Origin of the sequence: Cellulomonas uda, assembly GCF_006538705.1 — a bacterium.
In the GTDB taxonomy this organism is placed as follows: domain Bacteria; phylum Actinomycetota; class Actinomycetes; order Actinomycetales; family Cellulomonadaceae; genus Cellulomonas; species Cellulomonas uda.
In genome coordinates, this window is sequence record NZ_BJLP01000001.1 from 1 (window position 1) to 13,799 (window position 13,799).

Annotated in this window: 14 protein-coding genes; 7 read left to right on the top strand and 7 right to left on the bottom strand. The window is 76.4% G+C overall.

Annotation, left to right across the window (positions count from 1 at the left end; genetic code table 11):
* Positions 1 to 25 precede the first annotated feature (25 nt).
* From CUD01_RS00005 to CUD01_RS00015, 3 genes are all read left to right on the top strand, one after another.
* Positions 26 to 1,732 (top strand): ABC transporter permease, encoded by a 1,707-nt coding sequence (locus tag CUD01_RS00005; protein WP_244937597.1) that lies wholly within the window; start codon positions 26 to 28, stop codon positions 1,730 to 1,732.
* A 134-nt stretch (positions 1,733 to 1,866) separates the two neighbouring features.
* Entirely contained in the window at positions 1,867 to 2,967 is a 1,101-nt protein-coding gene (locus CUD01_RS00010) for an ABC transporter ATP-binding protein (RefSeq protein WP_208405369.1), read from the top strand.
* 99 nt (positions 2,968 to 3,066) lie between these two features.
* A complete protein-coding gene (locus tag CUD01_RS00015) occupies positions 3,067 to 3,837 on the top strand; it encodes a hypothetical protein (protein WP_141317680.1) in 771 nt (256 codons plus the stop codon).
* A 37-nt stretch (positions 3,838 to 3,874) separates the two neighbouring features.
* Here the strand turns inward: CUD01_RS00015 and CUD01_RS00020 are convergent, their stop codons facing one another.
* The gene (locus CUD01_RS00020; protein ID WP_141317682.1) at positions 3,875 to 4,141 is read right to left on the bottom strand and encodes a hypothetical protein; all 267 of its coding nucleotides are present in this window, start codon (positions 4,139 to 4,141) and stop codon (positions 3,875 to 3,877) included.
* 477 nt (positions 4,142 to 4,618) lie between these two features.
* On the opposite strand from CUD01_RS00020, the gene CUD01_RS00025 reads away from it, so the two are divergent.
* Positions 4,619 to 5,431, top strand: coding sequence for a PadR family transcriptional regulator (locus CUD01_RS00025; RefSeq protein WP_141317684.1), 813 nt, complete (start codon positions 4,619 to 4,621; stop codon positions 5,429 to 5,431).
* Between the two features lie 64 nt (positions 5,432 to 5,495).
* Here the strand turns inward: CUD01_RS00025 and CUD01_RS00030 are convergent, their stop codons facing one another.
* On the bottom strand, positions 5,496 to 6,602 hold the full coding sequence (locus CUD01_RS00030) for a GNAT family N-acetyltransferase (protein WP_141317686.1): 1,107 nt from the start codon (positions 6,600 to 6,602) through the stop codon (positions 5,496 to 5,498).
* A gap of 62 nt (positions 6,603 to 6,664) precedes the next feature.
* Between CUD01_RS00030 and CUD01_RS00035 the strand changes: the two genes are divergently transcribed.
* Together CUD01_RS00035 and CUD01_RS00040 are read left to right on the top strand one after the other, a co-directional pair.
* Complete coding sequence (locus CUD01_RS00035) at positions 6,665 to 7,315, top strand: hypothetical protein (RefSeq protein ID WP_141317688.1); 651 nt, start codon at positions 6,665 to 6,667, stop codon at positions 7,313 to 7,315.
* Positions 7,316 to 7,378: 63 nt separating this feature from the next.
* Positions 7,379 to 8,668: an Nramp family divalent metal transporter gene (locus tag CUD01_RS00040; RefSeq protein ID WP_243861008.1), complete on the top strand. Its 1,290-nt coding sequence runs from the start codon at positions 7,379 to 7,381 to the stop codon at positions 8,666 to 8,668.
* A gap of 48 nt (positions 8,669 to 8,716) precedes the next feature.
* Here CUD01_RS00040 and CUD01_RS00045 read toward each other — a convergent pair whose 3' ends face one another.
* The 3 genes from CUD01_RS00045 to CUD01_RS00055 are packed head-to-tail and all read right to left on the bottom strand — an operon-like array spanning position 8,717 to position 11,506.
* Positions 8,717 to 9,628: a hypothetical protein gene (locus CUD01_RS00045; protein ID WP_141317690.1), complete on the bottom strand. Its 912-nt coding sequence runs from the start codon at positions 9,626 to 9,628 to the stop codon at positions 8,717 to 8,719.
* Position 9,629: 1 nt separating this feature from the next.
* Positions 9,630 to 10,205, bottom strand: coding sequence for an RNA polymerase sigma factor (locus tag CUD01_RS00050; protein ID WP_141317692.1), 576 nt, complete (start codon positions 10,203 to 10,205; stop codon positions 9,630 to 9,632).
* A 29-nt stretch (positions 10,206 to 10,234) separates the two neighbouring features.
* Positions 10,235 to 11,506, bottom strand: a complete 1,272-nt coding sequence (locus CUD01_RS00055) for an MFS transporter (protein ID WP_141317904.1) — start codon at positions 11,504 to 11,506, stop codon at positions 10,235 to 10,237.
* Positions 11,507 to 11,628: 122 nt separating this feature from the next.
* On the opposite strand from CUD01_RS00055, the gene CUD01_RS00060 reads away from it, so the two are divergent.
* Positions 11,629 to 11,856 (top strand): chemotaxis protein CheW, encoded by a 228-nt coding sequence (locus tag CUD01_RS00060; RefSeq protein WP_244937585.1) that lies wholly within the window; start codon positions 11,629 to 11,631, stop codon positions 11,854 to 11,856.
* Between the two features lie 15 nt (positions 11,857 to 11,871).
* Here CUD01_RS00060 and CUD01_RS00065 read toward each other — a convergent pair whose 3' ends face one another.
* Both CUD01_RS00065 and CUD01_RS00070 read right to left on the bottom strand, forming a co-directional pair.
* Positions 11,872 to 12,549 carry a nucleoside/nucleotide kinase family protein gene (locus CUD01_RS00065; RefSeq protein ID WP_244937586.1) on the bottom strand — a complete coding sequence of 226 codons (678 nt, stop codon included), beginning with the start codon at positions 12,547 to 12,549 and terminating at the stop codon, positions 11,872 to 11,874.
* Positions 12,550 to 12,694: 145 nt separating this feature from the next.
* Positions 12,695 to 13,642 (bottom strand): hypothetical protein, encoded by a 948-nt coding sequence (locus CUD01_RS00070; protein ID WP_141317696.1) that lies wholly within the window; start codon positions 13,640 to 13,642, stop codon positions 12,695 to 12,697.
* Between the last annotated feature and the right edge of the window lie 157 nt (positions 13,643 to 13,799).

The following is a 13,799-nucleotide window of genomic DNA, read 5'->3' on the forward strand; positions in this document are numbered from 1 at the left end:
CGGGCCCGCGCGCCCGACGGCCCGCGTGCGCGTGCGGGGAGCGGGGCTCGGTCGGGGCGCGGCCTGGACCGTCGCGGTCCTCGTGCCGCTCGCGTTCCTCGTCGTCTTCTTCGCCTACCCCGTCGCCGTCATGGCCGGACGGGGGTTCGTGAGCGACGGGCGGCTCGACCTGTCGGGGTTCGCGGACGTGTTCGCGCGTCCTCGCACGTGGCGGATCATCGGGCAGACGCTCGCGCAGGCCGGCCTCGCCACGACCGTCAGCGTGCTGCTCGGCGTGCCCGGTGCGTACGTGCTGTACCGGCGGCGGTTCGCGGGCCGCGCCGCGGTGCGCGCGCTCGTCACCGTGCCGTTCGTGCTGCCGACCGTCGTCGTCGGCGTCGCGTTCCGGTCGCTGCTCGTCGAGAACGGTCCGCTCGGGTTCCTGCACCTCGACGGCACGTTCGCCGCCGTCGTCGCGGCGCTCGTGTTCTTCAACTACGCGATCGTCGTGCGCGGCGTCGGCGGCATGTGGGAGCGCCTGGACCCGCGCGCCGAGCAGGCCGCGCGCGCGCTCGGCGCGACGCCGTGGCGTGCGTTGCGCACCGTCACCCTGCCCGCGCTGACGCCCGCGATCGCGTCCGCCGCGTCGCTCGTCTTCCTGTTCTGCGCGACCGCGTTCGGCACCGTGCTGGTGCTCGGCGGGCTGCGCTACGGCACCGTCGAGACCGAGATCTGGGTGCAGACCACCCAGTTCCTCGACCTGCGCGCCGCCGCCGTGCTGTCCGTGGTGCAGCTCGTCGTCGTCGTGGTCGCGCTGCTCGCCGCGAACCGGGCCCGCGCACGGCGTGAGCGCGCGCTCCCGCTCGCGAGCACCGGGACCGCCGTGCGGCCCCTGCGGCTGCGCCGCAGCGCCGGCGAGCCCCGCGACGACGGGCTGGGGCTCGAGCGTGCCGCGGCCCTCGTCACCGCGCTCGTCGTCGCGCTCCTCGCGCTGCCGCTGGTGAACCTCGTCGTCCGCTCGCTGCGCGTCGGCGACCGCTGGGGGCTCGACCACTACGTCGCGCTGTCCAGCGTGCGTGGCGGCGTCACCGTGACCGTCTGGCAGGCCGCGCTCACGTCGCTGCGCACCGCCGTCGACGCGACGCTCCTCGCGCTGCTCGTCGGCGGGCTCGTCGCGCTCGTCGTGTCCCGCCGCCCGCGCCGGCCCGCCGCGCGCCGCGCCGTCGCCGGGATGGACGCGCTGTTCATGCTGCCGCTCGGGGTGTCCGCCGTGACCGTCGGGTTCGGGTTCCTGCTCGCGATGCACCAGCCGTTCGGGCTCGACCTGGACCTGCGCCGGTCGCCGTTGCTCGTGCCGGTCGCGCAGGCCGTCGTCGCCGTCCCGCTCGTCGTGCGGACCGTGCTGCCCGTGCTGCGCGCCATCGACCCACGGCTGCGCGAGGCCGCCGCGACGCTCGGCGCCGCACCCGGACGCGTGCTGCGCTCGGTCGACCTCGCCCTGGCCGGGCGGGCGCTCGGGCTCGCCGTCGGGTTCGCGTTCGCCGCGTCGCTCGGGGAGTTCGGCGCGACGTCGTTCCTCGCGCGGCCCGACCGGCCCACGCTGCCCGTCGTGATCTTCCGGCTCATCGGCCGGCCCGGGCCCGAGTCGTACGGTGCGGCGCTGGCCGCGTCGGTCGTGCTCGCGGTGCTGACGGCGGGCGTCGTCGCGGTGTGCGAGCGGCTGCGCCGCGCGGGAGAGGGAGGCGAGTGGTGACCACGGGGAGCACGAGGACGACGGGCGTCCCGACGACGGGCGTCCCGACGACGGGCGTCCCGACGACGGGCGTCCCGACGACGGCGGCGAGCGTCGCTCCGGCGCCGGCAGCCCCGAGGCCCGCCTCGAGCGGGCTGGGCGTGCGCGACGTCGTCGTGCGCTACCCGTCCGCGCGCCGCCGGCTGCCCGGCACCACCGCCGTCGACGGGGTGAGCCTCGACGTCGCGCGCGGCGAGGTGCTCGCGCTGCTCGGCCCGTCCGGGTGCGGCAAGTCGTCGTTGCTGCGCGTGGTGGCGGGGCTCGAGCCGCTCGCGGGCGGCGACGTCACGTGGGACGGGCGGTCCGTCGCCGACGAGCCCGTGCACCGGCGCGACTTCGGCCTGATGTTCCAGGACGGCCAGCTGTTCGCGCACCGCGACGTCGCGGGGAACATCGCCTACGGGCTGGCCGGCCGGCCGCGCGCGGAGGTCGCGGCGCGGGTCGAGCGGCTGCTCGAGCTGGTCGGGCTGCCCGGTGCGGGGGCACGGTCGGTCGCGACGCTGTCCGGTGGTGAGCGCCAGCGCGTCGCCCTGGCCCGCGCGCTCGCCCCCGCACCGCGCCTGCTGCTGCTCGACGAGCCGCTGTCCGCGCTGGACCGTTCGCTGCGCGAGCGCCTCGCGCTCGACCTGCGCGCCGCACTGCTCGCCACGGGCACGACCGCGCTGTTCGTGACGCACGACCAGGACGAGGCGTTCGTCGTCGCCGACCGCGTCGCCGTGATGTCCGCCGGGCGTCTGCTGCAGGTCGCCGCGCCCGCCGAGCTGTGGCGCGCGCCGGCGAGCGAGGACGTCGCCCGGTTCCTGGGGTACGAGGCGTTCGTCGTCGCCGCGGACGCGCCGGCCACCGTGCGCGCGGCCGCCGGGGACGTGCCCGACGAGGCGTCGACGCTCGCGCTAGCGCCGGGCGCGCTCGTCGTCGTCCCCCCCGCGACGCCGTCCCCGACCTCGGCAGCCGGTTCACCCACGACCTCGCGCACGACCGCGCCCGCTGCGCCGGTGGACGGCGTCGTGCTCGCGGTCCGGACGCGGCGCGGCACACCCGCGCTGCACGTCGAGGTCCCCGGCGTCGGCGAGGTCACCGCCACCGCACCGGCCGGTCTGCTCCCGGCTCCGGGCACCGCGGTGCACCTGCAGGCGACGCCCGGCGCGGTCGTCGTCCTCCCCCCGGCTCCCGCCCCGTCCCCGCCGGCGGGCTGACGCCCGACCCGTCCGTCGCCCGGCGGCCGGGCCGACGTGCGCGCACCTGGTCGCGGGGCTAGCGTCCGAGACGACGAACCAGACGGGCAGGTGAGCGCCATGACGTTGGACCGTCGAGAGGTCGTGTCCCTCGAGATCCCCGCAGGTCTCGCCACGGTGTGGGAGCACCTGCGCGAGCCCGCGCTCGTCGGCCGGTGGTACGGCCCGGACGCCGGCGGCCAGGACCCCGGTGCGCGCGCGTTCGTCGAGACCGCGATCGAGCGGCGCGACGTCGAGCACGACTCCACCACCCACACGCTCACCTGGCCCAACCACGACGTCCTGCGCGTGAGCGCGGCCGCGCACGCGCCGCACCGCACGCGCCTCGTCGTCACGCGGCGCAGCCACGACGCCCTGCCCGTGCGGTTCGACGGCAACATGGACGAGGTCGACGAGCGGTGGATCGCCGACGTCCACCAGCTCCAGTTCGCGCTCACGCACCAGCCCGGAAAGGACCGCCGCACGCTCGTCGTGCAGGACGCCGACGCCGGTGAGCGCCGCACGCGCCTGCTCGACCGGCTCGGGCTGCACGGCGTGCGCGGTGTGCCCGTCGGGGGGAACCTGCAGGCGCAGCGGCCGGACGGGTCGATGCTCGGCGGCACGCTGCTCTACAAGACCGACCACCAGGTGGGGGTGCGGCTGCACGGGCCGAGCGACTCGTTGCTCGTCGTGCTCGAGACGCCCATCGGGGCCCACCCGCCGCACGGCACGGTGACCGCCGTGCTGTCCGTGTACGGGGTGCAGGACGACGAGTTCGCCGAGGTCGCCGCGCGCTGGCAGGCGTGGTGGCGGTCGGTCGGCGTGCACGAGCCGCTGGTCACCACGGGCTGACGCGGCGGTCGTCGGCGACCCGGCAGTCGCCGGTCGGTCAACCGTCAGCCGGGGGCGGGGCGTCGGCGCCCGCCTGCTCGTCGGGGCGGCCCAGGATCGTCGCGACGACGAACGCGAGGACGAGCGTGAGGTACGCCGCGCGGCCCTGCTGCCAGTGCCACGCCCCGACGCCGAGCGCGACGAGCGCGACGACGAGCGTGCCCGACGTCAGCAGGAGCACGCCGCGCTCACCGCGCCGGCGCAACCGCCGCACGTGCCAGGCGGCCACCACGCCGGCGGCCAGCGCCACCCCGAACGGAATCACGCCCCCGAAGTCTAGGCCGCCCCCGCCTCCGACCCCGCCCACACCCCCACCCCGCCCCGTCCCCCTCCACGACCGCGCCCCGTCCCGCTCCACGACCCCGTCTTTCCTCCGGCTCAGCGCCGCCAAACCCCGAGCGGTGACGGTCTCGCGGAGAGGTCGACGGTCGACCCCGGGGTTGCTCCGGGTCAGCGCCGCGATACCGCGAGCGATGGCGGTCTCGCGACAGGGCGACGGTCGACCCCGGGGTTGCTCCGGCTCAGCGCCGCGATACCGCGAGCGATGACGGTCTCGCGGACGGGACGACGGTCGACCCCGGGGTTGCTCCGGCTCAGGGGCGTGAGAGGCGGAGGAAGGGCGGGGTCGTCGTCGGTCGCGGGGGCGATGGCGCGGGAGGGGTTGTGGACGATGTATTGACGATATATCGTTAGCGCGTCGCCGGAACACCGGCGCATCCACGAACCTCCAGGAGGCACCCCGATGCGACACGATCACGCAGGGTGCGGGCGGCGCGACGAGCGCCCCGACCCGATCGAGAACATCACCGGCCGCGAGTGCGGCGAACGACGACGCCGGCCCGAGGGCGGTCCCTGGGCGGACGTCCCGGACGGCTGGGACGGGCCGCGGCGCGGCCGCCGCGGCGGTCGCGGCTTCGGTCCGCGCGGCGGCTGGCCCGAGGGCCCGGGCGGGCCGGGCTTCGGCTTCGGACCCGGCGGTCCGCACGGCTTCGGCGGTCCCCGCGGCCACCGCGGCCGGGCCGGGCGCGGCGACACGCGCGCGGCGATCCTGCTGCTCCTCGCGGAGCAGCCCATGCACGGCTACCAGCTCATCCAGGAGATCGCCCAGCGCACCGAGGGGCGGTGGCGGCCCAGCCCGGGCGCGGTCTACCCCGCGCTGTCGGCGCTCGAGGACGAGGGTCTGGTGAGCATCGAGCGCGAGTCGGGCCGCAAGCTGGCCCGGCTCACCGAGGCGGGCGGCACGTACGTGACGCAGCGCGCCGACGAGCTCGGCGACCCGTGGCAGGCCGCGAGCGAGCGGCCCGAGCATCCCGGCCGGGAGCTGCACCGCGCGGTCGGCACCCTCGCGGGCGCGGCGGAGCAGGTCGCCCGCGCGGGCACGCCGCACCAGGTGGAGCGCGCGGTCGCCGCGATCGACGCGGCCCGTCGCGAGCTCTACCGTCTGCTGGCCGACGATCCCACGGGTGAGCCCGCACGCGACCCCGGGACCGGCCCGGGCGGCAGCACCCCGACCGACGCCGGCACCGACGAGGGCCCGGACTCCCCGCGGCCGTGACCCGGCCGGGGCAGGCGCGACGGTCGGCACGCGAGCCCCGCGTCGCCGACGGTCGTCGGGAGGGTCAGCCCGACGTGAGCTGCCACTCGCCCGAGCAGCCGGCCGGCCGGAAGCCGAGCGCGACGTTGATCGCGAGCATGTGGTCGTTCTCCTCGGCGTTCCAGGTGGCGACGCGCCGGGCGTCGGGCCGGGCGGCCGCGAGCCGCTGCAGGTTCACGGCCTTGAGCAGCATGCCCAGACGGTGCCCGCGGTGGCCCTGCGCGACGAGCGTGTCCTCCTGGTGCACGAGGTCCCGCACGGGCGGGATCTGCTGCAGCGTCGTGTAGCCGACGAGCCGGCCGGTGGGCACGTGCTGCACGGCGGTCGTCCAGGAGCGGGTGCCGCGGTCCCGGTGGGTGTCCTCGTGGTCGCGGACCCGCGCGGCGTCCCAGAGGTCCTGCTCGTAGTCCAGCCCGCCCAGGGGCGGCGCGACGCTCATCTCGGTGTAGAGCGCGGCGGCCTCGTCGAGCCATTCGTCGGGCACGCGGTCGTCCCACGTGACCACGCGGTAGTCGGCGCCCGCGGCCCGCGCGGCGTCGGCGCGGAACCGCTCGACCGTGCCGGCGGCCACGGGCAGCGCGAGCACGGAGCGCCGGGCGACCTGCTCGAGCGTCCACCCGCGCGCGACGAGGAACCGCACGCCCGCGTCGTCGACGGGGATGCGGCCGGACCCGGTGGTGGCGGTCCGGGCACCCGGGCCCGGCGCCGGCTCGGCGCGGTGGTCAGTCTCCGCCATGAGCGTGCTGCGGCCGTCCGCGCGGGCGAGCCGCAGCGCCTCGTCGTACAGGGCGGTGCCGACCCCGTGGCGCCGGTGCGCGGGGCGCACGGTGACACCGACGTACGCCCAGGCGGTGTTGTCCTGCAGCGGCATGACGACGACGGCGCAGCCGAGCACGTCGTCGGGCCGCACGTCCTCGTCGGGCGTCCGGTGGTCCACGGCGACGAGCCGGACGACCCGCTCGTACGGCCGGGGGCGCATGCCGGCGAGCATCTCGGCGGCGTCGCGCTCGTAGTCGTCCGTGCCCCAGACGTCGCGGCTGACCTCGTTGGACGCGGCGACGTACCCGCGCAGGAGCGCGGCCGCCGGCTCCGTCGCCGTGGCCGTGACCGGTACCTCCCGGATGCTCACCACGCGTTCAGCGTGCGCGCGTCGGGTCCGGCACGTCACGTGATTTCCCCGCTTACCCTCGGGTCATGAACTGGCTCGAGGTCATCGGGTGGGTCGGCTCGGTGCTCGTCGTCGTGTCGCTGATGCAGGCGCGCGTGCTGCGCTTCCGGGTGCTGAACCTGGTGGGTGCGGCGATCGCGACGGGGTACAACGTGGCGATCGGGGTGTGGCCGTTCGCGGCGATGAACGGCGCGATCGCGGTCATCGACGTGTACTGGCTGTGGCGGCTGCTGCGCGAGCGGCACGACGAGGCCGCGTACGAGGTCGTCGAGGTCGCGCCCGACGACGCGTACCTGCAGCGTGTGCTGGACGTGCACGCGGCGGACATCGCGCGGTTCGCGTCGTCGCCGGTGGTGCGTCCGACGAGCGCGGCGGGCGCGGCGGGTGCGGGGGCGACGGCCGCGTTCCTCGTCGTGCGCGGCGACGAGACCGTGGGGGTGGTGCAGCTGCGCGACGAGGGCGCGCGCACCGCGCGGGTGCTGCTCGACTACGTGACGCCGCGGTTCCGTGACTTCACGCCGGGGGAGTTCGTGTACCGGCGCAGCGGGGTGTTCCGTGAGCGGGGGTTCGACCGGCTGGTGGTGGAGCCGCTCGCGACGAACCGGGACTACTTCCGGCGGGTGGGGTTCGCGCCGGGCGCGGACGGGACGTGGACGAGGGCGGTCGCGGCGGCGTAGCCCGCCCGGGCGGACGCGCCAGCGGGCAGGGGTGCGTGCCCGGCTGTCCGCGCTAGAGTTCGGATGACCGAACTTCTGGACGAGGAGAGCCGGATGGCCGACGCGCCCACCGTCGCGCGCACGCCGCACGAGCGGTCCCACGTGCCGCGCCGCCGCGGCGGTGCCGTGCTCCTGGGACCCGCGTTCGTCGCCGCCATCGCGTACGTCGACCCGGGCAACGTCGCCGCGAACCTCACCGCCGGGGCGCGCTACGGCTACGTGCTGCTGTGGGTGCTCGTCGCCGCCAACGCCATGGCGGTGCTCGTCCAGTACCAGTCCGCCAAGCTCGGCCTCGTCACCGGCCGGTCGCTGCCCGACGTGCTGGGCGCGCGCCTGCGCCGCGGACCGCGCCTCGCGTACTGGGCGCAGGCCGAGCTGGTCGCCGCCGCGACCGACGTCGCCGAGGTCGTCGGCGGCGCGATCGCGCTGCACCTGCTGTTCGGGCTCCCGCTGTGGCTCGGCGGCGTGATGGTCGGCGCCGTGTCGCTCGTCCTGCTCGCGACGCAGGACCGCTACGGGCAGCGGCGGTTCGAGCACGTCGTCGTCGCGCTGCTCGCCGTCATCACCATCGGGTTCCTCGCCGGGCTCGTCGTCTCGCCACCCGACGCGCGCGGCATGCTGTCCGGCCTCGTGCCGCGGTTCGAGGGCAGCGACTCCGTGCTGCTCGCCGCCTCGATGCTCGGCGCCACCGTCATGCCCCACGCGATCTACGTGCACTCCGCGCTCGCACGGGACCGGCACGGGCACGCCGAGCCCGGGCCGTGGCGCGACCGGCTGCTGCGCGCGACCCGCTGGGACGTCGGCATCGCGCTCGTCGTCGCCGGCATCGTCAACATCGGCCTGCTGCTGCTCGCCGCCGCAGGCCTGCGGGGCGAGCCGGGCACCGACTCGATCGAGGGTGCGCACGCCGCGATCACCGACGCGCTCGGGCCCGTCGTCGGGCTCGCGTTCGCGGTCGGGCTGCTCGCCTCCGGCCTCGCGTCCACGTCCGTGGGGGCCTACGCCGGCGCGACGATCATGGCCGGCCTCCTGCACCGGCGGATCCCCATCCTCGTGCGGCGCGTCGTGACGATCATCCCCGCCGTGCTGCTGCTCGCCCTCGGTGCCGACCCGACGTGGACGCTCGTCGTCTCCCAGGTGGTCCTCAGCTTCGGCATCCCGTTCGCCGTGATCCCGCTCGTGCGGTTCACGCGCAGCCGTGACGTCATGGGCGAGGCGCGCACGCGCACGCCGCTGCACGTGGCGCTCGTGCTGGTCGTCGCGCTCGTCGTCGTCCTCAACGCGACGCTGCTGGTGCTGCTCGTCGCGTCCTGACGCGCGGCGCGGGTCACGTCGGCTGCGCCGGTGACCCGCGCCGCGCGGTCAGTCCTCCGCGACCTGCGTGACGACGTCCTCGGCGGGCGGCTCCTCGCCCGCGCGACGCACGTCCACGGTGAAGCGGTCCAGCTCCGCCGCCGTGCCGGCGGTCCCGTCCGCGAGCGTCGGTCGCACCTCCCGCACGGTCTCGTCCGACGGCCACCACGCGGCCCACACGCCGTCCGCGACGCTCGCCTCGAGCGTCGACCCGTCGCTCAGCCGCACCTCGACGGCCGCCACGTCACCCCCGACGCGCCCGAGGGCGAAGGCCCACGGCTCGTCCGACCCGACGTTCTGCACACCGCCCGAGACGAACGACGCACCGTCGTCACCCGGCGGCGTGTCCTCACCGACGAAGCCCAGCCCCACCTGCTCGCCGTCCGACGACCCCGTGCCGTCCACGAACGCCGAGCCACCCGCGTCGGTCGCGGTCACCGACGTGCGCACGCGCGGGCCGATCAGGCACGACTGGAGGCCCGCGTCGGAGCTCAGGACGGCGAACGTGGTGGCGCCCCGGCGGTCGGCGACCACGGGGCGCGCGCCGTCGAGGTTGCGCGGCAGGTCCGTGCCGGAGGCACCCGCGGCGGCGTCGGTGCGCAGCGCCAGGCACGCGTCGCCCGCCGCCGCGAGCTCGTCGGGGCCGAGCGTGGCCGGCACCGCGGTCCAACCCGCGAACGCTGCGGAGTCGGTCGGGTTCGGGACGAGCAGCGGCACGGCGGCCACCGCGGCGGCCGCGACGCCGACGAGCGCCAGGCGTGCGGCGCGGGGCCGGCGGCGCGGCGCGCGGTCGGCGAGCGTGGGCACGTCGTCGGCCGCGATGCGTGCGGTCACCAGGCGGTGCGCATCGCTCAGCCCGTCCGGGTCGATCGGGTCCGTGGGGCGGAGCGCGGCGAGGCGGTCCGTGGTCGAGGAGGTCATGTCAGCCTTCCGGGGTGACGAGGGTGAGTGCGGAGCGCGCGGCGGGCGAAGGCGCTGGGTCGTCGGCGTCGCTCTGCGAGGCGAGCGAGCCGTCGAGACGGCGACGGGCGCGGTGCAGGCGCACCTTGAACGCGGAGACCGAGCAACCGGCCACGCGGGCCGCCTGCGCGGGGGACAACCCGTCCCACGCGACGAGCAGGAGGGCCTCCCGCTCGACCGGGGTGAGGGCCGCCAGGGCCCGCAGCAACGCGTCACGCTCGGAGACGACCTCGTCCGCGGAGGACGAGGCGGGGGCCACGACGGCGTGCAGACGAGCGAGCTCGTCGGACAGCACACGCGCGCGGTGGCGCGAACGGCGGTGGGACGCGACGGTGTTGCGGGCGACGACGAGGAGCCACGGGAGCGGCTCGCCGGGCACGTCCGCGAGCCGCCGCCAGGCGACCAGGAACGTCTCGGCGACGATCTCGGGCGCCTCGTCACGGTCGACGTGGCGCAGCGCGTACGCCTGGATGCGGGGGGCGTAGCGGTCCCACAGGTCGGAGAACCGCTGCGCGTCGCTCGGCTGGGCTGTGCTCACACCTGGAAGTGTCCCGGGCGGGCCCAGGGTTACGTCGGTGGGTGTCCCGGCTCCGCGTCGGCGACCGGCGCGGGCTGCTCGTCGGCGTGCGCGACGTGCCGCAGCTGCCCCCAGATGAGGACGACGAACACGGTGGACCCCACGAACGCGAACCAGAACGGCGCGGTCACGCCCCACTCGCGCGCGAGCACACCGCCGATCGCCGAGCCGATGACCAGGCCGCCGAACACCCCCACGAGGTTCACCGACCCGACGCGCCCCTGCAGCTCGGTCGGTACCGCGCGCTGGCGCACCGTGATGCTCGTCGTCCCCCACACGAACGCGTGCGCGCCGAACACGAAGAAGATGACGAGCGCGACCCACGGGGTCGACGTGAGCGCGAGCGCGAGGTGCGTGAGCGTCTCGATGACCAGGCCGATGCGCATGAGGTTCGCGAGCGACACCCGCCGCGTGATCCAGCCGTACGCCGAGGTCCCGACGAGCCCGCCGACGGCCTGCACGGTCGTGATGACGCCGAAGCCGACCGCGCCCATCCCCAGGTGCTCGCGCGCGTACAGCACGAGCACGGCCCAGGCCGCGCCGAACGTGACGTTGAAGATGAGGATCGTCAGCACGAGCGTGCGCACCGCCGCGTGGTGCACCACCCAGCGCACGCCCTCGGCGATGTCCGCGCGGATGTGCGTGCGCTCCGCGCGTGCACGCCCGTGCGGCGGGAGCCGCAGCCGCGAGATGAGCACCGCGCCCGCGAGCACCAGCACGCCGTACGCCGCGAACGGGGCCGCCTGACCGGCCGCGAACATCGCCGCGCCGATCGGCGGGGCCGCCATCTGGTTGACCGTCAGGAACCCCGTCTGGATGCGCTGGTTCGCCGCCGCGAGGTGGTCGCGGTGCACCAGCATCGGCACGAGCGTGCTGGACGCGTTGTCCGCGAACGTCTCCGTGGTGCCCAGCACGAACAGCGCCGCGAGTACGAGCGCGATGGGCGCCGCGTCCACCGCCACGGCCACCGCGAGCGCCGCGACGACGAGCGCCCGCAGCACGTCGACCGTGATGACCAGCCGTCGCCGATCCAGCCGGTCCGTCAGCGCACCGGCCCACAGCCCGAACACCAGCGGCGGCAGCCACTGCACTGTCGCGGCGAGCGCCACGAGGAACGCGTCGTCGGTGCGCGACGCCACGAGCAGCGGTCCCGCCGCGAGCACCAGCCCGTCCGCGAGGTTCGTCGTCCACGACGACGCGAGCACCCAGCGGAACGGGACGCCCAGCCGGCGGGGCACGAGCAGTTCCACGGTCCGGCGCAGCACCGTGCGACGATACCCGGCGCCGGGGACCCAAGGCCCTGGTCGGCCCGCCGGACCCGTGGGACGATCACGAGAGCCGGAGACCCCGGCCCCTGGTCAGAACATCCCACGAGGAGCTCGTCGTGTCCGCCGTCACCCTGTCCCCTGCTGCCCGTCCCCCCCGCCCGTCCGTCGCCACCTCGGTCCGGGTGCGCCGCTTCGTCGAGACCGTCCGGTGGGCGCCCGCCCCGCGGTTCGAGGGCTCGGCCGGCCGCCGCGCGGCGTTCGTCGGCTACCTCGTCGGCAGCATGGTCGCGTGGGTGCTCCTGGGTGTGGGGGTCTCGGCGCTGCTCGGCGCGCTCGTCGCCTGACGCCCGGCGCCCTGGCTACCGTCCCGGACGCGCGTCCGGCAGGGGTGGGCGGAGCGCCGGTGCGGTGGGGTCGGTGTTGTCGACGACGAGCGTGGCGCGCTGCGCGGGCGCGCACGTGCTCAGGTAGAGCCGCTGCCCCTCGACGTACCGGCGGTTGCGGGCGTCCTGCGGGTCGGGCGGGCAGCCGTCCCGCACCGCCATGCGGCGGAACGTCTCCGCGAACGGCACGTCGAGGAACAGCGAGAGGTCCCACTGGTCGGCGAGCTCGTCGCGGTGCAGGAAGATCCCGTCGACGACGAGCACCGCGTCGTCCGGTGCGACGCGCTGCGGGGTGTCGACGCGCTCGTCGGACCGGTGGTCGAACACCGCGGTGCGGTACCGCCGGCCGCCGCCCGGGCCGAGCGGCACCAGCACCTCGCGGCGCAGCGCGGCGTAGTCGTAGGAGTCGAGGAAGAACCCCTCCGGCGAGGTCCGGCCTCGCCGGTACCGCTCGCGCGCGGGGTGGTGGAAACCGTCGACCGACACCCGCACCACGGGGACGTCCGCCGCGCGCAGCGCGTCGGCGAGCGCGTCGGCGAACCATGTCTTCCCGGCCCCGTCGACCCCGTCGACCCCGACCCGCACGGGCCGCCCGCCCCCGCGCTCACCGATCCGCCGCACGACCCCGACCACGTGCCGCACGACATCCCCCACCGGCCCAACGTACCCGCCGCCCCCACCGGCCCGCCCCTCCCCCCGGCGTGGTCGCGGGTCCGGTGGTCTGCCGCGCAGTCGTCCGCGCGTCCCACCATCAGATGCGCGAACCATCACCAGACGCGCGACTCCCCTGGTCGGCAGGTCAGCGGCGGCCCGTGAGGGGGGACAGCAGGGGGTGGGGGCGGGGCGTCGGCGGGAGGGCGCCGGGGGGCAGGACGCGGCGGGTGCGGTCGAGGATCGTCGTGAGCGTGTCCGCCGCGGTGACGTGCACCGTCTGCCAGCCGGCCTCCGCGAACGCGTCGCGCCGCAGCTTCTCCTCGAGGAGCTTGTGACGCGGGGCGTCGGCGTACTTGTCGATCCCGTCGTACTCGACCGCCACGCGCCAGTCCGGCCAGCCGAGGTCCGCCCAGTACACGGCGCGCGGTGTCGCGACACGCACCTGGGTCAGCGGCGGTGGCCAGCCGGCACGCAGGAACGCGAACCGGGTCATGCTCTCGCGCGCGGACTCGGCTCCGTCGTCGGCGAGCGCGGCGAGCAGCCGCGCCCGCGCGCTGCCCGGCCCGCGCGCCGCGGTGACGAGCTCCTCGAGCCGGGACCGGGGGAGCCCGGCGCGCAGCGCGCTGTCCGCCACCACCAGACCCGCGAGCGGGGGCAGTGCCGCCAGGCAGTCCCGCACCGTGAGGGCCAGGTCGGTCACCGGTAGGCCGATCACGTCCGTGACGTGCTCGTCCGGGGGCAGCGGCCGGTGGTGCCGGACCGACGGGTCCGCGCTCCCGCTGCCCCGGTGCGCGTGGCGCAGGTGCGTGACGGGCTCGACCTCCCACAGCGCCAGCCCGTGCAGCACGGCGGCGGTGGTGTGGCTGAGCACGTGGCGCGCACGCGTCCTGCGGTGCACCCCCGCGGCGCGGGCGACGACGAGCGCGCGCGGGTCGCTCACGCCCGCCGGCACGTACACGCCGCACCCGGCCCGGGTCCACGCGCCGGCGGCGACCTGTCGCGCGACGACCCACGAGGGGTGCTCGTCGGCGTGCACGACGACGGGCCGGGGGACGGGAAGGACTGCGCTGCTGGATCCGGGACGTCGCGGCATGCGGGTCACGGTGCACCGTCCGTCGCCACGACGCGCTGCCGCACCCCCGGGCCTGTGGAGGGCCCGTCGTCGGCGCGGCCCTGTGGTCGGCTGGCGGTGTCCGCCGCGCGACCTCGTCGGGCGTCTCCAGGTGGGTCGCGCCTTCGTCGGTGAGTCG

What these genes read in the sequence shown, in the direction of transcription:
- CUD01_RS00040 (WP_243861008.1), top strand. Translation starts at nt 7,379, where the DNA reads ATGACCGAACTTCTGGACGAGGAGAGCCGGATGGCCGACGCGCCCACC.
- CUD01_RS00070 (WP_141317696.1), bottom strand. Translation starts at nt 13,642, where the DNA reads ATGCCGCGACGTCCCGGATCCAGCAGCGCAGTCCTTCCCGTCCCCCGG.
- CUD01_RS00035 (WP_141317688.1), top strand. Translation starts at nt 6,665, where the DNA reads ATGAACTGGCTCGAGGTCATCGGGTGGGTCGGCTCGGTGCTCGTCGTC.
- CUD01_RS00045 (WP_141317690.1), bottom strand. Translation starts at nt 9,628, where the DNA reads ATGACCTCCTCGACCACGGACCGCCTCGCCGCGCTCCGCCCCACGGAC.
- CUD01_RS00025 (WP_141317684.1), top strand. Translation starts at nt 4,619, where the DNA reads ATGCGACACGATCACGCAGGGTGCGGGCGGCGCGACGAGCGCCCCGAC.
- CUD01_RS00015 (WP_141317680.1), top strand. Translation starts at nt 3,067, where the DNA reads ATGACGTTGGACCGTCGAGAGGTCGTGTCCCTCGAGATCCCCGCAGGT.